The organism is Chitinophaga sp. SVR4-12A, assembly GCF_056754765.1.
Window position 1 is genome coordinate 5133075 of the sequence record NZ_JBPGWP010000001.1, and the last position, 25156, is coordinate 5158230.

Annotated in this window: 17 protein-coding genes; 15 read left to right on the plus strand and 2 right to left on the minus strand. The window is 50.5% G+C overall.

Annotated features, from left to right (window positions below; translation table 11 throughout):
- Positions 1-165: 165 nt before the first annotated feature.
- The 8 genes from ACR9Y8_RS20910 (at position 166) to ACR9Y8_RS20945 (ending at position 10671) form a co-directional block, all read left to right on the plus strand.
- Positions 166-1419, plus strand: coding sequence for an MFS transporter (locus tag ACR9Y8_RS20910; RefSeq protein WP_481215195.1), 1254 nt, complete (start codon positions 166-168; stop codon positions 1417-1419).
- 19 nt (positions 1420-1438) lie between these two features.
- Positions 1439-2605, plus strand: coding sequence for a Gfo/Idh/MocA family protein (locus ACR9Y8_RS20915; protein ID WP_481215196.1), 1167 nt, complete (start codon positions 1439-1441; stop codon positions 2603-2605).
- A 94-nt stretch (positions 2606-2699) separates the two neighbouring features.
- Positions 2700-3752, plus strand: a complete 1053-nt coding sequence (locus tag ACR9Y8_RS20920) for a sugar phosphate isomerase/epimerase family protein (protein ID WP_481215197.1) — start codon at positions 2700-2702, stop codon at positions 3750-3752.
- 53 nt (positions 3753-3805) lie between these two features.
- Entirely contained in the window at positions 3806-4225 is a 420-nt protein-coding gene (locus ACR9Y8_RS20925; protein ID WP_481215198.1) for a c-type cytochrome, read from the plus strand.
- A 233-nt stretch (positions 4226-4458) separates the two neighbouring features.
- Positions 4459-5184, plus strand: a complete 726-nt coding sequence (locus ACR9Y8_RS20930) for a 3-keto-disaccharide hydrolase (protein ID WP_481215199.1) — start codon at positions 4459-4461, stop codon at positions 5182-5184.
- A 57-nt stretch (positions 5185-5241) separates the two neighbouring features.
- A complete protein-coding gene (locus tag ACR9Y8_RS20935) occupies positions 5242-5991 on the plus strand; it encodes a ThuA domain-containing protein (protein ID WP_481215200.1) in 750 nt (249 codons plus the stop codon).
- Positions 5992-6005: 14 nt separating this feature from the next.
- A complete protein-coding gene (locus ACR9Y8_RS20940) occupies positions 6006-9422 on the plus strand; it encodes a ThuA domain-containing protein (RefSeq protein ID WP_481215201.1) in 3417 nt (1138 codons plus the stop codon).
- A gap of 127 nt (positions 9423-9549) precedes the next feature.
- On the plus strand, positions 9550-10671 hold the full coding sequence (locus tag ACR9Y8_RS20945; RefSeq protein ID WP_481215202.1) for a redoxin family protein: 1122 nt from the start codon (positions 9550-9552) through the stop codon (positions 10669-10671).
- 129 nt (positions 10672-10800) lie between these two features.
- Here ACR9Y8_RS20945 and ACR9Y8_RS20950 read toward each other — a convergent pair whose 3' ends face one another.
- A complete protein-coding gene (locus ACR9Y8_RS20950; RefSeq protein WP_481215203.1) occupies positions 10801-11226 on the minus strand; it encodes a transmembrane 220 family protein in 426 nt (141 codons plus the stop codon).
- A gap of 338 nt (positions 11227-11564) precedes the next feature.
- On the opposite strand from ACR9Y8_RS20950, the gene ACR9Y8_RS20955 reads away from it, so the two are divergent.
- The 7 genes from ACR9Y8_RS20955 (at position 11565) to eboC (ending at position 24515) form a co-directional block, all read left to right on the plus strand.
- Entirely contained in the window at positions 11565-14771 is a 3207-nt protein-coding gene (locus ACR9Y8_RS20955; protein ID WP_481215204.1) for a SusC/RagA family TonB-linked outer membrane protein, read from the plus strand.
- A gap of 21 nt (positions 14772-14792) precedes the next feature.
- Positions 14793-16544, plus strand: a complete 1752-nt coding sequence (locus tag ACR9Y8_RS20960; RefSeq protein ID WP_481215205.1) for a RagB/SusD family nutrient uptake outer membrane protein — start codon at positions 14793-14795, stop codon at positions 16542-16544.
- A 113-nt stretch (positions 16545-16657) separates the two neighbouring features.
- Positions 16658-20221: a VCBS repeat-containing protein gene (locus ACR9Y8_RS20965; protein ID WP_481215206.1), complete on the plus strand. Its 3564-nt coding sequence runs from the start codon at positions 16658-16660 to the stop codon at positions 20219-20221.
- The gene (locus tag ACR9Y8_RS20970; protein ID WP_481215207.1) at positions 20218-21582 is read left to right on the plus strand and encodes a vanadium-dependent haloperoxidase; all 1365 of its coding nucleotides are present in this window, start codon (positions 20218-20220) and stop codon (positions 21580-21582) included. Before ACR9Y8_RS20965 ends, ACR9Y8_RS20970 begins: the two co-directional genes overlap by 4 nt.
- Before the next feature lie 74 nt (positions 21583-21656).
- Positions 21657-22556: an EboA domain-containing protein gene (locus ACR9Y8_RS20975; RefSeq protein ID WP_481215208.1), complete on the plus strand. Its 900-nt coding sequence runs from the start codon at positions 21657-21659 to the stop codon at positions 22554-22556.
- Between the two features lie 17 nt (positions 22557-22573).
- A complete protein-coding gene (locus ACR9Y8_RS20980; RefSeq protein ID WP_481215209.1) occupies positions 22574-23560 on the plus strand; it encodes a TatD family hydrolase in 987 nt (328 codons plus the stop codon).
- A gap of 16 nt (positions 23561-23576) precedes the next feature.
- Positions 23577-24515, plus strand: a complete 939-nt coding sequence (gene eboC, locus ACR9Y8_RS20985) for a UbiA-like protein EboC (RefSeq protein WP_481215210.1) — start codon at positions 23577-23579, stop codon at positions 24513-24515.
- Here eboC and ACR9Y8_RS20990 read toward each other — a convergent pair.
- Positions 24512-25150 carry a response regulator gene (locus ACR9Y8_RS20990; RefSeq protein WP_481215211.1) on the minus strand — a complete coding sequence of 213 codons (639 nt, stop codon included), beginning with the start codon at positions 25148-25150 and terminating at the stop codon, positions 24512-24514. The two genes, eboC and ACR9Y8_RS20990, sit on opposite strands and share 4 nt — an antisense overlap.
- Positions 25151-25156: the final 6 nt, after the last annotated feature.

A 25156-nucleotide genomic window follows, 5' to 3' on the forward strand; every position in this document is an offset into this window, starting at 1 on the left:
AGGCGGACTTTCGGATAAAATAATATAAGAAGCTTGATAGACAGGGTTAATTATCTCTTTATTTGCCCCCAATAATTGAAAATATGCAATAAGTTTTTATAAATTTAGACGTTTTAAAGCCACTTTAACTATTTATATCAACAAATACCTAAAATTCACGCGATTATGGAAAATCTGATACAGCCAAAGAAACTGTTTTATACAAGTTGTCTGGCGTTGATAGTCACGGCTATGACCTTTGCTATCAGGGCTAAGATAATGACAATGTGGGGCGCCGACTTCACGCTCAGTGGCGAGCAACTGGGCCTTATAGCCGGTACGGCTTTCTGGGGATTTACTTTGGCGCAGATCATCGGCGGGCCGCTGATCGACGTAATTGGCATGCGCAAGATCTTAATGCTGGCCTTTGCAGGGCACATCGTGGGAGTGATAGTAACTATTTTTGCTGCCACTTTCTGGACGCTTTTCCTCGGCACCTTATTAATAGGTATTGCTAACGGAAGTGTGGAAGCCGCCTGTAATCCGCTCGTAGCTACCTTATATTCCACACAGAAAACGAAGATGCTGAACCGCTTTCATATGTGGTTCCCCGGTGGTAACGTAATAGGAGGATTGATCGCCTACCTGATGATCGATTCCATGAACCTCAGCTGGCAGGCACTGATGGGCGTATTACTGGTTCCCGCTGTGATCTATGGCATCATATTCTTTACGCAGAAATTTCCGCAAACAGAAAGGGCCGCTTCCGGCATCTCTTATAAAGGTATGCTGAAGGCCTGCGTTGGACCGCTCTTTATATTTATGGTATTGTGCATGCTGCTCACTGCCTCTACTGAGCTGGGTACCGGTCAGTGGATAGAAGCACTCCTGAAACAGGCAGGTGTATCCGCCATCCTCGTGTTTGTGTTCATCAACTTTATTATGGCAATTGGCCGTTTGTTCGCAGGGCCGGTAGTGCACCGGCTGAATCCTGCGGGCATGCTGCTATTCTCTTCCATATTCGCTGCCCTCGGCCTGTTCCTGATGAGCCGTGCCAGTGGTTATGCCGCCTTTGCCGCCGCCGGCGTATTCGCTGTAGGCGTTTGTTATTTCTGGCCTACCATGCTGGGATTTGTATCTGAATATATTCCGCAAACCGGAGCCCTGGGCCTTAACATCATGGGCGGCGCCGGCATGTTGTCCGTTGCTATCATACTGCCGTTTATGGGTAGCTGGTATGACAGCAATAAGGCGAAGGCCTTACAGCAGAGTGCTGACCAGGTTGCCGCCGAGTTACAGGCAGGCAGGGATACGATGACAACGGTGGCTATTCTGCCCCTGATCCTCATCGTAGCCTTCACTTTCCTGTTCATTACATTCAGGAAGAAACCAAAAGTAGCATTAACACCAGCGCAAGAACTGGAATTAAGTAAAGCATAAACGATAAAATGATTTGCAAATGAACCGTAAGCTAAGAATGGGAATGATCGGAGGCGGAAAGGATGCCTTCATCGGAGCGATCCACCGTATTGCCGCCAACATGGACGGCCTGATCGAATTGAAAGCGGGCGCATTAAGCGTTAACCCGGAAATCGCCGTGGAGTCAGGAAAGATGCTGTTCCTGGAGTCCGACCGTATCTATACGGATTTTAAAACCATGCTCGAAAAAGAGGCCGCACGCCCCGCAAACGAGCGCCTTGATTTCGTGACCATCGTTACGCCTAACTTTGCCCACTTCGAGCCCGCTATGCTGGCGCTGGAAAAGGGTTTCAACGTAGTGATAGAGAAACCTATCACCTTTACCCTTGACGAAGCCAAACAGCTGAAAGCTAAAGTGGAGCAAACCGGTCTTACCCTGCTGCTTACACATACATACACCGGCTACCCGCTGGTAAAACAGGCCCGCCAGATGGTAAAAGAAGGCGTGTTTGGAAAGATCCGCAAAGTATGGGTAGAATACCCACAGGGCTGGCTGAGCAAGATGTCTGAAAGAGAAGGCAACGCCCAGGCGGCCTGGAGAACAGATCCCAAACGCTCCGGCAAAAGCGGTTGCATGGGAGACATCGGTACCCACGCTGCTAACCTGGCTGAATATATCACCGGCGCCAGGATCGAAAAAATGTGTGCCGACCTGAATATACTGGTGCCCGGCCGCGCTCTCGATGATGACGGCGGTGTGCTGCTGCGCTTTGATAACGGCGCCGCAGGCGTGCTGCAGGCATCACAGGTGGCTGCCGGTGAAGAGAATGCGCTCAAAATAAGAGTGTACGGCGAGAAAGGCGGTCTCGAATGGGCACAGCATGAGCCTAACACCCTGCTGGTGAAATGGCTGGATCAGCCTGCACAGATCTATCGTGCCGGCGGCAACTACGGCGCTTACCAAAGCAGCTACGCAGTGCACAATACCCGTACGCCCGGCGGTCACCCCGAAGGTTACCTCGAAGCTTTCGCAAACCTGTACCGCAACTTTGCCTTAACTCTAATGGCTAAACTGGATGGACAACAGCCTTCTCCCCAAGCGCTCGACTTCCCCAGTGTAGAAGAAGGCGTACGCGGCATGGCTTTCATCGATAACGTGGTGAAGTCATCCCAAAGCGAGCAGAAATGGACAGCATTTGAAATATAGCTGCCGGCCCTTAGCCCTTAGCTATTAGCCCTGCATTAGCTAATAGCTAAGGGCTAAAAGCTAACAGCTTTTTTGCCACTTTTTAAGAAAGATTATGAAAACTATCAAGGGTCCTGGAATATTCCTGGCGCAGTTTGCCGGTGACACTGCGCCTTTCAATAATCTGAAAAGCATTTGTGAATGGGCTGCAGGCCTGGGTTTCAAAGGGGTACAGATCCCCACCTGGGTAAGCAGCTTTATAGATCTGCAAAAGGCTGCTGAAAGCAAGACCTATGCAGACGAAATAAAAGGGATCGTAAATGCCGCCGGCATGGAGATCACAGAGCTGAGCACACACCTTCAGGGACAGCTGGTAGCCGTACATCCCGCGTATAATGAGCTGTTTGATGGCTTCGCGCCTGAACAACACCGCGGCAATGCTGCTGCCCGTACAGAATGGGCCGTGAACCAGCTGAAGTATGCGGCTAAAGCCAGCAGCAACCTCGGGCTGAAAGCACATGCTACCTTCAGCGGCGCGCTGTTGTGGCATACCGTTTACCCCTGGCCCCAGCGTCCCGCCGGCCTGGTGGAAACAGGGTTCAAGGAACTGGCTAAACGCTGGCTGCCTATCCTCAACGAGTTTGATGCCAACGGCGTAGACCTCTGCTACGAAATCCACCCGGGAGAAGACCTGCACGACGGCGTATCCTACGAGCGCTTCCTGGAAGCCACCGGTAACCACGCCCGTGCCTGCCTCCTGTACGATCCCAGCCATTTTGTACTACAATGTTTGGATTATCTGGAGTATATTGACATCTACCACGAACGGATCAGGATGTTCCATGTAAAGGATGCAGAATTCAATCCTACCGGCCGCTCTGGCGTATACGGAGGTTATCAGAGCTGGATCGACCGTCCTGGCAGATTCCGCTCCCTGGGCGATGGCCAGGTGAATTTCAAAGCCGTATTCAGCAAACTGACCCAGTACGATTTTGACGGTTGGGCGGTAATGGAATGGGAATGCTGCATGAAACATCCGGAAGATGGCGCCCGCGAAGGTGCTCCGTTCATCAAAGATCACATCATCAGGGTCACTGAAAAGGCATTTGATGATTTTGCCGGTACCGGCGCCAACGAAGCGCTGAACCGTAAAATATTAGGTCTTTAAAGTCATGTGTAAGGAAGCGATTTATTAATAATTAAACTATCAACAAATTAACAATGAGAAAGCGATTTTTGGCGCCGTTTGTGCTCAGTGCATTATTCTTTGCAGCATGCGGTGGCGGACAGGATAAAAGTAAAAGTGAACAGCAGTCAGGCACCAGCACCACTCAGGAAGAAACCGCAGTAGACACTTCTATGGTATCACCCGGTGCAAACGCCCCTGTGCCTAAAGGCAAAGCGCTGATCGATGATCAGGATTGCAAAACCTGTCATAAAGAAGATACCAAGCTCGTTGGTCCCGGATATAAGGAGGTTGCTGCCAAGTATCCCAATAACGATGAAACCATCGAAATGCTGGCCGAGAAAGTTATAAAAGGCGGCTCCGGTAACTGGGGAGAAGTAGCAATGCTGCCCCATCCCACCTTACCGAAAGAAGACGCAAAAGAAATGGTGAAGTATATTATGTCTTTGAAATAAAAAACACGGCGGGATTAGATCACTATCCCGCCGCTGTATTTTAACGCCCTTGCAATAACTTACAACCGGAAACCATGCGGCCGCCAAGACCGGTACGCTGAGGAGATTATTGCCGGTATAAACCCATGGAATAGCTGGCAGCGGAACACTGGTTCCGCTCATAAAAAACAACAAGGAAAACCAATTATTCTTGTATACTTTACAGGCTGCTAAAATTCTAAAAGTACTCAGTTATGAAGAAGATCCTGATAAGCTCCGCCCTTTTACTGGGAGCATTGATCTACACGTCTGAATCAATGGCGCAGAGTGTCAACAAACTTACGTCCAAAGAACAAAAGAACGGCTGGAAACTCCTGTTTGATGGTACCACCACCAACGGCTGGCATACTTACCTCCAGAAGGATGTAAGTCCCTCCTGGAAAGTAGTGGACGGCGCCCTCGAACTGGATCCCGCAGCCAAAAAGGACGGCGCACACGGTGGCGACCTCGTTACCAACGATGAATATGAGAACTATGAACTGGCCCTGCAATGGAAAATATCCGAAGGCGGGAACAGCGGTATCATCTTCAACGTGCACGAAGATCCGGAGTTCAAACAAACCTACCTCACCGGCCCTGAAATGCAGGTGCTCGATGATGCCAAACATCCTGACGGCAAGATCACCAAACACAATTCCGGCGATCTGTACGACCTGAAAAAATCCGCCAAGAATGCCGTTAAACCGGTAGGAGAGTGGAACCAGGTAAAGATTCAGCAGAAAGACGGTCACCTTACCTTGTGGCTGAACGGTGTACAAACCGTGTCAGTAGTGATCGGCTCAGACGAATGGAAAGAACTGCTGGCAAACAGCAAATTCAAAACCTGGCCCGGCTTTGCCAAATATAGCAAAGGCCATATCGCATTGCAGGACCATGGCAATAAAGTTTGGTACAGAGATATCAAGATCCGCACACTTTAATAGCATAACACACACAACAGGAAGCACTGCTTCCTGTTGTTGACCATACATTACACTATGAGGCACATAAAAGAAATTCCACTCTTCCTGCTCCTGCTTGGAGCGCTGTTATCTGTTCAGGCAAAGCCTAAAGCAAAACCCAAACTGCTGGTGTTTTCCAAAACAATGGGCTTCCGCCATGATGCCATACCCGTTGGCAAACTGGCCATGATTAAGCTGGGCAACGAAAACGGTTTTACAGTAGATACTACCGAAGATGCCAGCGTGTTCACCCCTGAAAATCTTAAACAATATTCCGCTATCATGTTCCTGAGCACCACCGGCAATGTGCTGGATGATGCCCAGCAGGCCGCTATGGAAGCATATATCCGTAACGGTGGCGGTTTTATTGGTATACATGCCGCTACAGATACCGAGTACGATTGGCCCTGGTATAACAAACTGGTAGGCGCTTACTTCCTGAGCCATCCCAAACAGCAGGAAGCCAAACTGCTGGTAGTAGATCACAACAACGCTGCTACCAAACATTTGCCGGACCAGTGGGTTCGTAAAGATGAATGGTATAACTTTAAAGATATTAATCCGGATACGCATGTGCTCATCAAGATAGATGAAAGCTCATATGAAGGAGGAAAGAACGGAGATAACCATCCCATGTGCTGGTACCACGATTTTGAAGGAGGCCGCGCTTTTTACACAGAGCTGGGCCATACCAAGGAATCTTACGCAGATCCCCTCTATCTGCAGCACGTATTAGGTGGCATCCGCTACGCCATGGGCGCCCCCGGAAAAAAGAAGCATAGTTAAGCACACACTGAAAAATGAGATATATACTTATTATTACCGCCATGCTGGGCCTGGGCGCCCTCATGAGCGGTTGCGGCAAAACCCGCCCCGGTAAACCCAAAGTACTGGTTTTTACAAAAACAGCGGGTTTCCGCCACGCCTCTATCCCTGCCGGCATCAAAGCCATCCAGCTCTTAGGCCAGGAAAACGGCTTTGATGTAGATACTACGGAAAATGCAGCCCGCTTCACCGAAGATTCCCTGCAGCAATACGCCGCAGTAATATTCCTGAACACCACCGGCGATGTACTGAATAATTACCAGGAAGCTGATTTTGAAAGGTACATCCAGGCAGGCGGCGGCTTTGTAGGTATACATGCCGCTACAGACACGGAATATGACTGGGGATGGTATGGCAAGCTGGTAGGCGCCTACTTTGATAATCATCCTCCCGGCGTGCATAAAGCCATGCTCTCCGTAAAGGATAAAACATTCGCCGCTACCAAAGAGCTGCCCGATAAATGGGAACATACAGACGAATGGTACAATTTCAAAAACGTGAACAAGAGCACGCATGTGCTGATTACGTTGGATGAAAAGACTTACCAGGGCGGCACCATGGGCGCTGATCACCCGATCAGCTGGTACCATGAATACGATGGCGGCCGGGCCTTCTATACAGAACTGGGCCATACCGAAGAAAGCTATAAGGAGGCCAATTACCTGAAGCACATCCTGGGCGGTATCCGCTACGCAATAGGCAAGAACCAGATCATGGACTATGCAAAAGCTACTACCAAACGGGTACCCGAAGAAGACCGCTTTACCAAGAATGTACTGGTATCCGGCGAGTTCTTCGAGCCTACAGAAATGGCCGTACTGCCTGATCTGAACATCCTGGTAGTACAGCGCCGCGGTGAGATCCTGTTCTGGAACCAGGCAACCCGTAAGCTTACACAGGTAGGTAAGCTGAATGTATACTATAAAACGGATGTGCCCCATGTAAACGCAGAAGAGGGCCTGCTGGGCATTACCGCCGATCCCGACTTCAAGAACAATCACTACGTGTACATGTACTATTCACCCGCTGATACGTCTGTGAACAGGTTGTCCCGTTTTAAATTCGAGAACAACCAGATAGACACTACTTCTGAAAAGGTGATATTACAACTGTACTCTCAACGTCAGATCTGCTGCCACACCGGCGGCTCGCTGACCTTTGGCGGCGATGGCCTGCTGTACCTCTCTACCGGTGATAACAGCACACCCTTCGACGAGCCCGGACAAAAATATGTGAGCAAAGGCTATGCGCCCCTGGATGACCGTCCCGGCCACACGCAGTACGACGATCGCCGCACCTCAGGTAATTCCAATGACCTGCGCGGTAAGATCCTGCGTTTGAAGGTGAATGCAGACGGCAGCTACGGCATTCCGGAAGGCAACCTGTTCAAACCCGGTACGCCCAACACCCGCCCGGAGATCTATGTAATGGGTACCCGTAACCCTTACCGTATCTCGGTAGATAAAAAGACCAACTTCCTCTATTGGGGAGAAGTAGGGCCTGATGCCAATAACGATGATCCTAACCGCGGCCCCCGCGGATATGATGAAGTTAACCAGGCCCAGAAGGCAGGTAACTTCGGTTATCCTTTCTTTGTAGGCAATAACTATGCATACCATCCGTTCAACTACGAAACCGGTGAAAGCGGCCCTGCATTTGACCCGGCCAAACCGGTGAATAATTCCCGTAATAACACGGGTATTAAGAACCTGCCGCCTGCGCAGCCTGCATTTATCTGGTATCCGTATGCCAAGTCGCCCGACTTCCCGCAGGTGGGTAGCGGTGGCCGTAACGCCATGGCAGGTCCTGTTTACTACAGCGAGCTTTATCCCAAAGAAACACGCTTTCCTGATTACTACGATGGCAAGCTGTTAATATACGATTGGGTACGCGGCTGGATCAAAGCCGTAACCATGAACGCTGATGGCAGCTATTCCAAGATGGAGCCCTTTATGGAGCATACCAAGCTGAATGCGCCCATCGATATGGAAATGGGCCCCGACGGCCGTTTATACATACTGGAGTACGGCAACGGCTGGTTCAGCAAGAACCCCGACGCTGCCCTGGCCCGTATAGATTATAACGGTGGTAACCGTGCGCCTAAAGTGGTGCTGAACGCCAGTAAGCTGACTGGCGGACTGCCCTTTAAAGTAAAGCTGAGCGCAAAGAATTCCGTTGACCCGGATGGCGATAAGCTCACCTATCTCTGGTTCTTCGGTAACGGCAGCAAGAAAGAAACCACCGAACCGGAAGTGGAGTACACTTATACCCAGGCCGGTGAATACCCGGTAGCAGTAGAAGTGTCTGACGATAAAGGCGCTCACACCCGCAGCTATACCACTACGCTGTACGCCGGTAATGAAACACCCGATGTGAAAATAAACATCACCGGTAACAAGATGTTCTACTTCCCCGGCAAACAGGTGCTCTATACCGTAACGATAGACGATAAGGAAGATGGTAGCAGCGCAAGCGGTAAGCTGGATCCCGCCAATGTTTTTGTAAAAGCGGAATACGTGGAAGGAAGAGACAAGGCTGCCATGCCGCAGGGCCACCAGATTATCTCCGGAGCTATTGCCGGTAAGAACATCATGGAGTCAAGCGATTGTAAAACCTGCCACAAGCTCGACGAGAAATCCATCGGCCCTTCCTTTAAGGAAGTAGCAGAGAAATATAAGAGCGATCCTGCTGCGCCTGATTACCTGGCTAACAAGATCATAAAAGGCGGCGGCGGTGTATGGGGCGAAACAGCCATGTCTGCACACCCCACCATTACCAGTGGCGAGGCACACCAGATAGTAGAGTATATCATGTCGCAGTCTGCTGATGCCAGGAAGCCTGCATCATTACCGCTCACAGGCTCTATTGATCCTACAGTAGGGAACCCGCTGAAGGATAAAGGCGTGTTCTACCTGCTGGCCAGCTATACAGATAAAGGTGGCGCCGGTATCAAACCTATTACCGGTACTGCAGGCGTTGAGCTGTACAACTCCAAACTGGCTGCAGGCGAGTACGACAAAGCAGATGGTGTTTCCACCTTTGATCTGAATGGTACCAAGTTGCTGATACCAGCTGCTAATACGCAGGGATGGGCCGCTTATAAAGATCTTGACCTGACGGATGTAAGGGGCATTGAAGCCATTTACTTCCTGCAGAAAACGCCCCAGTACGGTTACGTGGTAGAGGTTTTCCTGGATAACCTGCAAGGTACCAAGCTGGGCGAGGTAACCATCGGGCCCGGTGCTAAGCCCGGAACACCCAACACTGCTTTGATCAGCTTCACGCCGCTGACGGATGGAAAGAATCATACCCTTTACTTCCATATCAAAGCCGCTGATCCTGCAGAGCAATCACCGCTGGGAATAGGTTACTGGCAGCTGTTGTCAAGATGACATATATAATACATGCTATTTAAATAAATAGAGGCCGTCTGCCAGCTGGCAGACGGCCTCATTATTTCAGCCCCTTCCAAATCCCGAAATCTTTTCCTATCTTCTTCTTTCAATATCATTTCCGGTTATGAAAAAACACGTCCTTTACCTGCTGGCATTGCTGTTTGTATTACCCGCCGTGGCGCAAAGCAGCCATCCGGAGCCGGTAACATTATCCATAGGCGCAGCAGCACCTGCTTTCTCCCTGAAGGGTACAGACGGACAGACCTATACCCTGGGCAGCTTCAGCAAAGCCAAAGTGCTGGCTGTTATCTTCAGCTGTAATCACTGCCCCACCGCGCAGGCCTATGAGGATCGTATCAAACAGCTGGCGAAGGATTATGCGCAGCAGCAGGTAGCAGTGGTCGTGATCTCGCCTAACAGCCCCAAAGCAGTGAACCTGGGAGAGCTGGGCTACACCGAGATGAGCGATAGCTACGACGAAATGAAGCTCCGCGCCAAGGAACATGCTTTTAATTTTCCCTATTTATATGATGGCGACGACCAGAAAGTAGCCCTTGCCTACGGACCGGTGGCCACGCCGCATGCATTCGTATTCGACGCCGCCCGCAAGCTGCGTTACACCGGCCGCCTGGACAGCAAAGAAAAACCGGGCACCGGTCATGCAGAAGATATCCGCGAGGCGATAGACGCCGTGTTAAAAGGAGCGGAAGTACCGCATCCGGTGCAGAAAACTTTCGGCTGTTCCATTAAATGGGCCTGGAAAGATGAGCTGAATAAAAAGATCCACGAAGAATGGGCCAAGCGCCCGGTTACCCTCGACTCGCTGAACGCGCAGGGCGTAAAGGAACTGGTGAGCAACAATGGCGATAAGCTGCGCCTGATCAATGTATGGGCCACCTGGTGCGGCCCCTGCATACAGGAACTGCCGGATTTTGTAAATACCGATCGCATGTACCGTGAAAGGGACTTTGAGTTTATCACTATCACGACCGATAATATGGATAAAATGGCCAAAGCCTTGTCTATGCTGAAAAAGATGGAGGCATCCAATAAGAATTATATCTATAGCGGCGGCGATAAGTACCAGCTGATCGATGCCATAGATCCGCAGTGGCAGGGCGCCTTGCCCTACACCTTATTGGTAGAACCAGGTGGTAAAGTGATCTATCGCAAGCAGGGCGCCGTGGATATGATGGAATTACGCAAGGCCATCGTAGAGCATAAACTCATTGGAAGGTATTATTGAACAATAGGATAATACTATTTAAGCAGTTTTCTCCTTGCAGTATCCTTGCTTTCTCCTTGCTCTATCCTTGCAGTATCCTTGCTCCGGAGCATTTCGTTAAAATAGTATCATAATGCTGCGGTAAGTGTTTTACCGGGTCTTTATTTTCATCATCTTTTTCCGCGTTTTCTTCTCTATACGCTGGCTGGCATACGTATAATCCACCAGCAGCACAATGATGAGAATGAACAGGCCAAAGAATTCCCGGGTTTCCTCTATCCAGGGCTTGCCGGCTTTCATGGTTTGTGCGATGTTTTCCGCGTGATGGTTGGTTGCCCAGTCCATCACACCATACTTATCAAAGAAAAGATAAGTGGCGTAAACAAGGTAAACCAGTATGCCTACCAGGTAAGCGCCCCGGTAAAAATCTTTGCGTGCCGCCAGGAAGCATAATACCGCGGCGTACAGGTAGATGGGCATCCAGATATAAGGGTCGGGGTCATTATACTGCAGGCCGGCAAAGAGGATAAACACCAGACAAAAAAAGATATTGAATATTTTCATGAATGATTTCATCTATAATATAAAATTTAAACACAAATTATAAAGTATTGGCATGAATTTGCTAATATGCGCATATATTGTTAGTCCTCAACGAAGTTTTTTCAAAAAATGTGAAATAAACACTTGCAATTGTTAAAATAAAGTTATAAATTGGTTGGAGATTAGAATAGAACGATAGACGGTTATAGAACAACCTGTAACAACCAAAATCTGAAGAGCCAAAATCTAAAGCCTGGAAGAAATAGAATCCCATCGCGTCGTCATGTCAGTATTGTGTGCTATTGAATTGTAACACTCAAAAACCTTACTAATATAATTACACACACTTAAAGCCTTTATAAAGCCACGTTATGAAAAAAATCTACCACAATCTCGTGGCGGGGTGCTGTTGTTTGCTCATACTCTTCTGCTGCAACAGCACCTTTGCCCAAACTAAAAAGATCACCGGTAAAGTTACTTCATCAGAAAATAGTGAACCTGTATTAGGTGCAACCGTACAGGTAAAGGGATCCAGCACCGGCACCGTAACAGATGTGAACGGTGCTTTTTCATTGTCAGTGCCGCAGAATGCCACCCTGGTAGTATCCTTTGTTGGCTTTAAACCCCTGGAAGTAACCGTGGGGTCATCTTCCACACTGGACATTAAGCTGGAATCTTCCGCCAGCTCACTGAACGAACTGGTGGTAACCGGTTATACCACCCAACAGCGGAAAGAAATAGTAGGCGCTGTTTCTACTGTAAAAGCTAAAGAGCTGGTAGCAGTACCTGCAGGTAACGCTGAACAGCAGCTGCAGGGCCGCGTGGCCGGTCTTACGGTATTAAGCTCCGGTCAGCCCGGCACTACCAGCCTGGTGCGCATCAGGGGCTTTGCATCCTTTGCAGGTAACGAGCCGCTCTATATCGTAGACGGTGTACCCACCTTCAGTATTGAAAACATCAACAGCTTCGATATAGAGACCACCACCGTGCTCAAAGACGCCGGCTCGGCTTCTATATACGGCGCCCGCGCTTCTGCAGGTGTGATCGTGATCACTACCAAACGCGGTAACCGCGGCAAACTGCAGGTTACCTATGATGGTTCCTACGGTTGGCAAAACCCCGGTAAAGGCTTTAAAATGCTAACCCCCCAGGAAACAGCCGACTGGACCTGGACCGCATTACGCAATGCCGGTAAAGTGGAAGCCAACGGTAACCCCACTCACCCGCAATATGGTACCGGCGTAAATGCCGTACTGCCTGATTATATTCTGGCAGGAGACCAGAGCGGCGTGTTTGAAGGTAACCCCGCCATTGACCCCAGCAAGTATAATGTAGACTTTAACAAAGGCCCCATCTACCAGATAGTAAGGGCCAATAAAGCGGGTACAGATTGGTATAAGGAAATTACGCGTACCGCCCCCATACAGCAGCACTCTGTAGGCTTATCCGGCGGCAGCGATAATTCACGCTTCTATGTAGGTTTCGGCTATTATAACCAGGAAGGCGTTGTGCTCAGCACTTACCTCAGACGTTATACCATCCGCGTGAATTCTGAGTTTACCGTACATAACCGGGTACGTATAGGAGAGAACATCCAGATGGCCTACCGCGATAACCCGCAGCTGACCAACCTGAATGAAGGTAATGCCATCTCCCTGGCTTACCGTATGAATCCCATCATCCCCGTATATGATATAAACGGCGGATGGGGCGGCACTGCTGCAAAAGGGCTCAACAACCCCAGCAATCCCGTAGCCAATCAGATCCGCGCAAAAGATAACAAAGGACATGCTTTCGGCTTGTTCGGTAACGTATACGCCGAAGTAGATGTGTTAAAAGACCTCACCTTCCGCAGCAGCTTCGGTGGCGGCCTGTTTAGCTTCTATGCGAATGGGATCAACTCCCGCACCTACGAGAACTCTGAGAACATAGGTAATGATCAGCTGTATGAGAATGCAGGCTTTGGGCACAGCTGGACCTGGACCAATACCGCCCGTTACCAGCACACCTTCGGTATCCATGATATCAAGGCGCTGATAGGTATTGAGGCCATCCGTGATGGCGCCGGCCGTACCATTGCAGGTACAGGTCTTAACCCCTTTACCAATGGGGTGAACTACCGCACGCTCACCACTACACAGTCTTCCGGTCGTACGGTAGACAGTGACGGCAGCCCCGGTAACGATATCTTCTCCATCTTCGGTAAAGTAGACTATACATTAATGGATAAATACCTGATAAGCCTTGTGCTGAGAAGGGACGGTTCTTCCAACTTTGGTATCAATAACAGGTATGGTACATTCCCCGCTATTTCCGGCGGCTGGCGTATCAGCCAGGAAGATTTCCTGAAGAATGTTTCCTGGATCAACGAACTGAAACTACGTGGTGGCTGGGGTAGGATGGGTAACCAGCGTATAGACCTGAATAACCAGTACAACCTGTATGCCGCCAGCGCCAGGTTCACTGCCTACGCTATAGACGGTTCCAGCACTTCTACTTTTGAAGGTATTGCCCAATCCAGGATCGGTAACCCCAGCGGACAGTGGGAAACCAACGTAACCACCAACGTAGGCCTGGACGCAACACTGTTCAACAATTCAATGGACATCATATTTGACTGGTATAACAAACGTACCAATAACCTGTTGTTCAATCCTGAATTGCCCGGTACCATCGGCCAGGTAACCTATCCTTTCATCAACGTTGCCAGTATGCTGAACCGCGGTATTGACCTGCAGATCATCAAACGCGGTAACATTGGAAAGAACTGGCGTTATGAAGCCAATCTTACCTTAACTACTTACAAGAACGAGATCACCAAGCTGTCAGAAGGTGTAGATTACTTTGATGGTAACAGCTTCGGTTCCTCCCGTATAGGTACCTTCACCCGTAACGCAGTAGGGCACCCCATTTCCGCCTTCTACGGCTACAAGGTGATCGGCCTCTTCGCAGATGATAACGATGTAAAGAACAGTCCTACCCAGGATGGAGCAGCTCCCGGCCGCTTCAAATATGAAGATGCGAATGGTGATAAGAAAATCAGCCCTGACGACCGCGTGTTCTTCGGAGATCCCAACCCGCGCCTTACTTCCGGCCTGGATCTTACCATCGGTTACAAAGGCTTTGACTTTAACATCTTCCTCTATACCGTACAGGGAGCTAAAGTGATCAACTATACCCGTTGGTTCACTGATTTCTTCCCCTCTTTCCCGGGTCAGGCTATCAGTGCTGATGTGAAGAATTCCTGGACGCCGCAGAACAAAGGCGCTACCATACCCATCTTCGAAGACGTGTCTAACTTCAGCACTAACACGCAGCCCAATTCCTACTACATGGAAAGCGGCTCATATATCCGGGCCAGGAACGTACAGCTGAGCTATACGCTGCCTGCCTATACCACTAAGAACATTGGTATAGAAAAACTGAAAGTGTATGTACAGACCACTAACCTCTTTACCATTACCAAATACAAAGGGCTTGACCCGGGAGTGAGCGGGGTAGATACCAACTTTGGTGTGGACTATGGTAACTATCCGCTTACAAGGCAGTTCATCCTGGGGGTTAGTGCTTCTTTCTAACATAAATTAAAAATTACACTGATGAAATCAAATAAAGCGATCATAGGGTTGTTGTCGATGGTAGCAGTATCAGCAGTGGTGTTGTACGCATGTAACAAATCTTTCCTTACCCGTGACCCGATAGGCCAGCTGGGTGATGCGGATGTACGCACCCAGAAGGGCGTAGAAGAACTGCTGATAGGCGCCTATGCCATACTGGATGGTAACTACAATGATTTTAACTGGCAGGCCTCCACTACCAACTGGGTATATGGCAGCATTGGCGGCGGTGATGCCCATAAAGGCTCCAATGCCGGTGACCAGGCAGATGTGAACCCGATAGAGCGGTATGAATCACAGCCTACCAACGATTACTATAACGTAAAATGGAAAGCTACATATGACGGCGTAGCACGTAGCAATAACGTATTGAAAGCACTGGCCCTGGCTGATGTGAAAGACGAAGACCGTCCGCTCCTCAGGGCACAGGCCCGCTTCCTGCGCGGTTTCTATCACCTGGAAGCGAAGAAAATATGGGACAAGATTCCCTATGTGGATGAAACTATTAATTATGTGGCCGGTAACTATAAAGTGGCCAATACAGAAGATGCATGGCCAAAGATCGAAGCCGATTTTAAGGCAGCCTATGATACCCTGCCCGCCATCATGTCTCAGATAGGCCGCGCCAATAAATGGGTCGCCGCCGCATTCCTGGCCAAAACCTACATGTTTGAAAAAAAATATGCACAGGCCAAACCCTTGCTGGAAGCTATTATCGCCAGTGGCACCAATCCCAAAGGAGTAAAATTCGGATTGGAAGTGCGCTTCCAGGACAACTACAACGCAGAGACCAAGAACGGCAAGGAATCCGTATTCGCTGTACAGGCATCTGTGAATGACGGTGGCGGCGGTACCAACGCCAACCCCGGCTCTATCCTGAACTTCCCTTATTCTGATAAAGGCGCCCCTGGTGGATGCTGCGGTTTCTTCCAGCCTACCCAGGAACTGGTGAACTCTTACCGCACCACCGCCGCAGGCTTACCCCTGCTGGATGGCTCCTATAACCAGGGCGCTAACCAGGTGAAGAGCGATCAAGGCCTGAAAGCCACTGATCCCTTTACCCCGGATGCAGGCCGCCTGGATCCCCGTCTTGACTGGACGGTAGGCCGCAGGGGACTTCCGTATCTTGACTGGGGATTGCACCCCGGCGTTTCCTGGATCCGCGACCAGGCCAACGGCGGGCCCTACTCTCCGAAGAAGAACGTATACTACAAATCACAGGAGAAAGTGCTGACCGATGGTTCTTCCTGGACCAACGGGCTCACCGCTATCAATTTTATCCTGATCCGCTATGCAGATGTACTGCTGTGGGCAGCAGAATGCGAAGTGGAAATAGGATCACTTGAGAAAGCCCGTGAATATGTAAATTTGGTGCGCGCCAGGGCCAAAAACCAGGAAAGCTGGGTGATGAATAATGGTGCTCCGGCTGCCAATTATGTGATCGATACCTATAACACTCCTTTCCCTGATCAGGCTACTGCCAGAAAGGCCGTCCACATGGAAAGAAAGCTTGAACTGGCTATGGAAGGACACAGATTTTTTGATTTAGTGCGCTGGGGAGAAGCAAGTTCCACTTTAAATGCTTATATTGCATACGAATCGACGATAATGAGCCTTCTGAGAGGGGCAAAATTTACGGCACCGAAAAATAATTATTACCCGATACCGCAACGGCAAATTGATTTGAGCGCGACCAACGGGGTCTCTGCTCTGGAACAGAATCCTGATTATTGATCAGGTTTTAGAATGGCGGAAGGAGAGGCACTTGTGCCTCTCTTTTATTTCCCCCCATACCCAACAGGGAAGATCCGCACAGATGAAAGTTTAGAGGACAAATCCACGGGACAATGAAATTTTCTTTCAGATTTTTTGGGTGGTGCACGGCAATGCTATACCTGCTTACAGCCTGCAAACGACCAGCCACCCTGTTCGAGCGAGTACCATCAGACCATTCCGGCATCCATTTCAATAATGTTATTACGGATAACGATAGCCTGAACATCCTTAATTTCGAATACATCTACAACGGTGGCGGCGTGGCCATTGCCGATTTTAATAATGACAGTCTTCCTGACATTTATTTTACCGGCAACATGGTGCCCAACTGCCTCTATATCAACGAAGGGAACCTGCACTTTAAAGATGTGACCAAAGCTGCAGGCGTGAGCGGAAACGGTAAATGGAGCACCGGCGTATCTGTTATTGATATCAATAACGACGGCCGGCTCGACCTCTATGTGTGCGCTTCCATGAAGCATGATAGCGCCTCCCTCCGCAACATGCTCTTCGTAAACCAGGGAGCCGGTAAAGATGGGGTGCCTGTATTTAAAGAAATGGCGGCAGAATATGGCGTGGATGATGCAGGCCATTCCGTGATGGGCGCCTTCTTTGATTATGATAACGATGGAGACCTTGATCTCTATGTGCTGACCAACGTTATAGACTCCGCCCACTATCCCAGCAAATACAAACCACGAACCCTGGATGGCAGCAGCCAGAACACAGACCGCCTGTACCGGAACGACTGGAACGAATCGCTCAAACATCCTGTCTTCACGAATGTTTCCCGCGAGGCCGGCATCCTCATTGAAGGATATGGGCTGGGCATCAACATTACAGATATCAACCAGGACGGATGGAAAGACATTTATGTGGCCAACGATTATCTCACCAACGATATCCTGTACATCAATAACCGCAACGGTACCTTTACAGACCGTTCCTCCACCTGGTGCAAACATACCGCCTATTCCGCCATGGGCACAGATGTAAATGATATCAACAACGACGGCTTTGCCGATATCATCAGCCTTGATATGCTGCCGGAAAATAACCTGCGCAAGAAAATGATGATGAATGCCAACAACTACTACACCTACATTAACAATGATCAATACGGCTACCAGTACCAGTATCCCCGCAATATGCTGCAGCTGAACTGCGGGCCCGTGCCAGGTAAAGACAGTATACCTGCCGTAGTGTTCAGTGATATCGGGTTCCTGGCAGGCATCGCCGAAACAGATTGGAGCTGGACACCCATGGTAACAGACTTTGACAACGATGGCTTCCGTGATATCGTGGTTACCAACGGGTTTCCACGCGATATTACAGATCATGATTTCGTGTCCTTCCGGGCACAGGCCACGCCCTATGCTTCTACTGAATTTATGCTGGAGCAGATCCCGCGCGTGAAGATCCCTAACTATGCCTTCCGTAACAACGGCGATCTTACTTTCTCAGACGTCTCTGCTCAATGGGGCATTAAGCTACCTTCCTTCTCCAATGGTGCTGCCTACGCGGATCTTGACAGGGACGGCGATCTTGACTATGTAGTGAACAATATCAACGACGAAGCTTTTGTATACGAGAACAACAGCAGCAAACAAGCCGGCAACAATTGGCTGCGCGTGCAATGGAAAGGACCTGCCTTCAACCGCCAGGCCCTCGGCGCTTGGGTACAGGTAGAAGATAAAGCGCATCATAAGCAGGTGTATGAGAACACCATTTATCGCGGATACCTGTCCTCTGTTGAGGATGTGGCCCACTTCGGCCTCGGTAAGACAGGTACCCTTGCCCTGGTAAAAGTGACCTGGCCTGACGGCAAAGTACAGGAGTGGCACAACGTGCGGGCCAACCAGCTCCTCACGGCCGACTATAAGGCCGCAGTAGCGGCGCCGGCCCCACATCCTGCATCAGTAGCGCCCTTGTTTGCCGATGCAGCAGACAGCTCCCATGTCACGTATAAGCATGCGGAGTTCGACTACATAGACTTCAATGACCAGAAGCTGCTGCCGCATAAGCTGTCGCAGTACGGGCCTGCTTTGGCAGTAGGCGATGTAGATGGCAATGGCCTGGATGATATTTTCATCGGCGGCGCTACCCAGCACAAAGGTCTTTTCCTGGTACAGGAACCGGGAGAGGGCTTTGTAGAAAAAGACCTGCTGCCCGGCCTGGCAGACAATAAAGGATCAGAAGACATGGGCTGCCTGCTCCTCGATGTAGACAATGATGGCGACCTGGACCTTTATATCGCCAGCGGCAGCTGTGAGAATAAAGCCGGTAGCCTCAGTTACCGCGATCGCCTCTTCCTCAACAACGGGCGCGGCAGCTTTGCCGAATCACAAGGCGCCCTGCCTCCCGTCTATTCCAGCAAATCGTGCGTAAAAGCCGCAGATTTTGATCGCGATGGAGATCTGGACCTGTTCATCGGCGGAAGGGTAGAGCCGGGAAAATACCCCGCTGCTGTAAGCAGCTACGTGCTTCGTAATGATACAGAGGAGGGCACGGTAAAGTTTACCGACGTTACGGCAGAAGTAGCTCCTGCCCTCAAAAATATCGGCCTGGTTTGCGATGGCCTCTGGACCGATTACGATAACGACGGCTGGGCAGATCTGCTGCTGGCCGGGGAATGGATGCATCCCGTTTTCCTGCACAATAACGGGAAAGGCAAACTGGAACCCGCCCAAACGGGGCTGGAGCATGAAACCGGCTGGTGGAGCAGCCTTGTAGCCGGCGATTTTGACAACGACGGCGATATGGACTATATCGCCGGCAACACCGGGCTGAATACCCTGTACAGGGCCAGCGATAAGGAGCCGGTAACTATCTATGCCGCTGACTTTGACAAGAACGGCAGCTATGACGCAGTACCGGCGCTGTTCCTGAAAGACAGCGCAGGCGGCCGCAGAGAATTCCCCGCCCATACCCGCGACGATCTCATTAAACAGATGATCATGATGCGGGCCCGCTTTCCTAAATACCACGATTTTGCCGTAGCCACCCTACAGGAGGTCCTCAAGCCCGAAGAGCTGAAAGACGCCCTGCAGTTAAAAGCTGTGAACCTGCGCTCCTGCTACTTTGAGAACAAGGGCAATGGCCGCTTTAGCTGCATTCCGCTCCCGGTGCAGGCCCAGCTGGCGCCTTTATACGGCATGGTAGCCGCCGATGTAAATGGCGACGGCAACCTGGATGTAATAGTGAACGGGAACGACTTCGGTACAGACGTGGCCCTGGGCAGGTACGACGCCCTCAACGGCCTGGTATTGCTGGGTAATGGCAAAGGAACCTTTACGCCGGTAGATATCAAGAAGAGCGGCATTTATATACCCGGCGATGGTAAAGCCCTGGTACAGCTAAGAGATCAGCAGGGCCATGTACTGCTGGCAGCCTCCCAGAACCAGGGGCCTTTAAAGCTCTTCCGCCAGCAGCAGGCGGTCAGCCTCTTACCGCTTCAGCGTAACGACGCCTGGGTAACAGTGTACTACGCGAACGGTCGTACGCAGAAACAGGAATGTGCTTACGGGCAGGGCTTCCTGTCGCAGTCGGGCCGTTACTTGGCCTTTACCGCGCCCGTAAGTAAAGTGGATGTAACAGATTTCAGGGGACAAAAAAGAACCGTAAGCTTACCATGAAAGAAAAACTATTGATACTGTTGTGTTGTCTGGCCTGCCTGGCCGCCTGCCGCAGGCCCGCGCCCAAGGCGGATCCGCTGAAGCTGCAGGACCCGGAAGTGGTGCATGCTTCCGTAAAACGCTTAACGGATGTGATCGTGTACGACATCTTTTCTCCTCCCGTAGCCAGCCGTATTTATGCCTACGCCAGTCTGGCCATGTACGAGGCAGCGCGTTTCGGTGAGCCTCAATATCCCTCTCTCACCGCCCAGCTGCATGGGTTTGCGCCTATGCCATCCCCGGATCCCGGCAAGCAGTACAATTTCCTGCTGGCCGGAGCAAGGGCATTCCAGGTAGTGGCCCGCAAAGTGACCTTTTCTACCGATTCCCTTAAACTGTTTGAGCAGCAGCTTTACGACCGCTTTCATGCCGCCGGCATAGAGGAGGAGGTGTTCAACAACTCCATCGCCTTTGGAGATACTATCGGCGCCACCATACTGGCCCGCGCTGCGAAGGATAATTACCGCGAAAGCAGGGGATACCCGCGCTATACGGTAGACGGGATAAAGGGCAGCTGGCAGCCAACTCCGCCAGACTATATGGATGCCATAGAGCCTTACTGGAACAGTATACATCCCATGGTAATGGACACCTGTAACCAGTTCCAGCCGCCGGCCGCCAATAAGTATGATGTAAGCGCCACCAGCCGTTTTTACACCGAACTGATGGAAGTATATAATACCGGCCTGCAGCTGAGCCCTGAACAAAGGGCCATTGCCAGCTTCTGGGATTGTAACCCCTATGTGATGCATCATACCGGCCACGCGATGTTCGCTACCAAGAAGATCACGCCCGGCGGCCACTGGATGGGGATTGCAGCTATTGCCAGCCGCCAGTCAAAGGCAGATTATGTAAGAACCGCCCAGGCTTATGCCTTCACCGCCGTTACCCTGCTGGATGGTTTTATCTCCTGCTGGGATGAGAAATACCGCAGCAGGGTGATTCGACCGCAAACGGTGATCAATGACCTGATAGACCCTACATGGGAACCGCTGCTGCAAACACCGCCCTTCCCTGAGTATACCAGCGGGCATAGCGTTATCTCCAGCGCCGCCGCCGTTTCCCTTACCCGTTTATACGGGGACAATTTTGCCTTTACAGATACAACCGAAGTGGAATATGGGGCGGGCAAACGCAGCTTCACCTCCTTCCGCCAGGCAGCGGAAGAAGCCGCCATCAGCCGTTTATATGGTGGTATCCATTACCGTTCGGCCATAGAGAACGGTGTCCGACAGGGAGCCGGTCTGGGTGGGTATATCGTAGAGAAAATAAAAGTGGATGCGGGTACCCAGCTTCAAAAAGGAGACTATAGTGCAAAGTAGCTTTCCTCCGTTCATCAAATTCTATTATCTTTATCCTTTTGATCGCCTATTTTTCCCGTTTAGAACCAGGCGCAATGGAGCAACCATATGATTATGACCGGAACGGTGTAAGCGCATTACTCTATGCCATTATCGAGCAGCACAGTAACAGCCAGTCCCGTGATTGGTTGAAGCAACGCAGTAATGTGCTACAGGAAACAAAGTCTGTACAGCAATTTAACTTGACCTTTAGCGCGATTCCGCGTTTTACCGGTAAAGATCTGCTAACGTTACCCACCGGTATCATCAGCAACCTGCAGCATGCAGCTCATGGATTTTTCGTACAGCACTATACGTTAGACCGGCTGGTCAGGACCTGGTGGCTGTTACAATGGCCATCAGATAACAGGGAGGCGTATGTGCAGACCGTTGAAGGACTGTTCAATGCCGCTGAGATGAATGAGCTGGTGGCTCTTTATGGGGCCCTGCCCCTGCTGCCCTGGCCGCAGGAGTGGAAGCTACGCACCGCAGAAGGGATCCGGTCCAACATAGGAACGGTACTGGAAGCCATTATGTTAGAGAATCCATACCCTGCCCGGTACCTGGAAGAACCAGCATGGAACCAGCTGGTAATGAAGGCGCTCTTTACAGAAAAACCGGTGCATCGCATCATCGGTTTGGATGAACGGGCCAACGCCCGCCTGGCCGCAATACTCATAGACTATGCCCACGAACGCTGGGCCGCCGGCCGCACAGTGAACCCGATGTTATGGCGCCTGGTAGCCGGTTTTATCAATGAAGCCACCATGCCTGACATTCAGCGCATCTGGCAATCGGCAGAGAACATTGAAAAAGACGCCGCCGCGCTGGCATGCTATTACTCCTCTTATCCGCCTGCCAAGGCATTGCTGAAGCAATCGCCCCGCGTAGAGCAGGATATCATTAAGGGAGCGCTTAGCTGGAGCCGGGTGGCCGAAAAATTAGGGGGCAATTAATAAAACCAACAATTCCCATGTGTTGTAGTCAGCAACTAACAGAAAAAGACCTGCAGCCTCAACCTATGCAGCAGGGCTATCTTGATCGTATAAGGGGGATGCGTTTCTTCGATCCGCATGTTCACATGACCTCCCGTACCACAGACGATTATCAGGCCATGGCCGATGCGGGCATTACCGCTATTATTGAACCGGCTTTCTGGCTGGGACAGCCACGCACCGGTGTAGACACCTTTCGCGACTATTTCAGCAGCCTGATTGGCTGGGAACGGTTCCGCGCCTCCCAGTTCGGTATCAAGCACTATTGCACCATAGGGCTTAACTCCAAGGAAGCCAATAACGAAAGACTGGCCGAAGCTGTCATGGAGATATTGCCGCTCTTTATCTATAAAGAGGGCGTAGTGGGTGTTGGCGAGATCGGCTTCGACGACCAGACGCCTGCAGAAGAAAAGTACTACCGCGCACAGCTGGAGCTGGCCAAAGAAGCCAACCTGCCCGTGCAGATCCATACCCCTCACCGGGATAAAAAACAGGGAACCCAACGCAGTATGGACATTGCCATAGAACATGGCCTGAACCCCGCCATGGTCATCGTAGACCATAACAACGAGGAAACCGTAAAGGAAGTATTAGACCGCGGTTTCTGGGCTGCCTTCACAATCTACCCCTTTACCAAAATGGGGAACGAACGCATGGTAGACATCGTTAAACAATATGGTAGTGAGCGTATTATGATCAATTCTGCCGCCGACTGGGGTATCAGCGATCCCCTCGCTGTACCCAAAACCGCAGCGCTCATGCACGAAAGTGGTATTGACTCGAATCACATTCATTTGGTAACTTACCGTAATGCAATAACAGCTTTTTCACAAAGCGGGCAAATTAACGAAGCTGATTTTGAAACAGTGAAGCAGATCGATCAAAGTGAAAAATTTAATGGGAGTACTGTGCTAAGAGGTGGCCAACAACCACGGATAGACAAGAATGCGATTATTATTCGCTAACATAGACTGCTTATGGATGGAGTACCAAGATTTATTGATAAAACCCCTGTATCCGGTGAGTTATATTCTTAGCAAATCGTTAGGTTATTTAAGGTTGGTCCGTCCGGCCAACTTATTGACCGCAGTGGCAGATATACTGGCGGGTATAGCAATTTCCGGTTTTTTACACAAGGCATATACGAATTATCTGGATTTGTTACCCGTAGCCTGCCTGTGCCTGGCTACCATTGGCCTGTATGGAGGCGGCGTAGTGTTCAATGATGTATTTGATGCATCGCTCGACAAGCTGGAACGGCCGGAAAGGCCTATTCCCAGCGGCTTGATTACCAAAACACAGGCCGTGATACTGGGCAGCTACCTTTTCCTCGTAGGCATACTGGCCGCCTTTACCGTAGGCAGGGTAGCCGGTTTCATCGCACTCTCCATCATGGCCAGCGCACTGGTATATGATAAATGGGGTAAACATGCCAGCTGGGGCCCTGTGAATATGGGCCTGTGCCGCGGATTGAACCTGCTGCTCGGCATCAGCCTTATGGAGCCTGTATTACAACGCTACACCTGGATCGCCGTGATCCCTGTATTATATATTGCTGCAGTTACCGCCATCAGCCGGGGAGAAGTATATGGAGGAAATATCAAAACACTTCGTATAGCCGCCGTATGTTATGCACTGGTGTATGGCACCATTGCCGTACTGGCGGTAGCGAACGGCCGCCTGTTGCAGGCCGCTCCTTTCTTACTGCTGTTCATCTATATGACCAATGCACCCCTGATCAGGGCCATGAAAGACCCGATCGGGCCTAATATAGGCAAGGCCGTGAAAGGAGGCATCCTGGCGCTTGTAGCCATGAACGCCGCATGGGCCGCCGCTTTTGCCAGCCTGCCCTATGCGTTGACGATCCTTATATTATTACCTTTATCCTTATTATTGGCACGTGCTTTTGCCGTCACTTAATCCAGCAATCCTCTTCTGATCGCTTCCTTTACCAGTCCGGCAGTATTTTTTACCGCCAGCTTTTGGGTCAGGTTCAGGCGGTGTGTTTCTACCGTGCGCAGGCTGATAAATAAAAGATCAGCTATTTCCTGGTTGGAGTGTTCTTCTGCAATGAGTTTCAGTATCTCTTTCTCCCGCCGGGTCAGCGGTATTTCATAAACGCTTCTTTTGTTACCGGTTAGGGCTTCATTCAGCAGGTCCTGCTTCAGGGCTTCATCCAGGAACTGTTCACCTTCATACACCTTTTCTATGGCGCTTACCAGCGTAGTGGGGTCGGTATTCTTCAGCAGGTAACCGGCTGCACCGTTGCGCAACATCTGTTTAATATACCGGGTATCCATAAAGCTGCTGATAGCGATCACTTTCAGCTCCGGATGTTGTTTGTGCACCTGCTTGCACAGTTCCATCCCGTCGATAGATGGCATCTGTATGTCCAGCAGCAATACATCGGCCGGCGTTGCTGCCAGCGCTGGTAAAAGTCCGGTGGGGTCTGTAGTGTCATAAACAATGCTGATGTGTTCATAAGGAGCCAGCATGGTCTTTATGCCATTGATCACTAATAGATGATCATCTGTAATAGCTACTTTGATCTGCATATATAG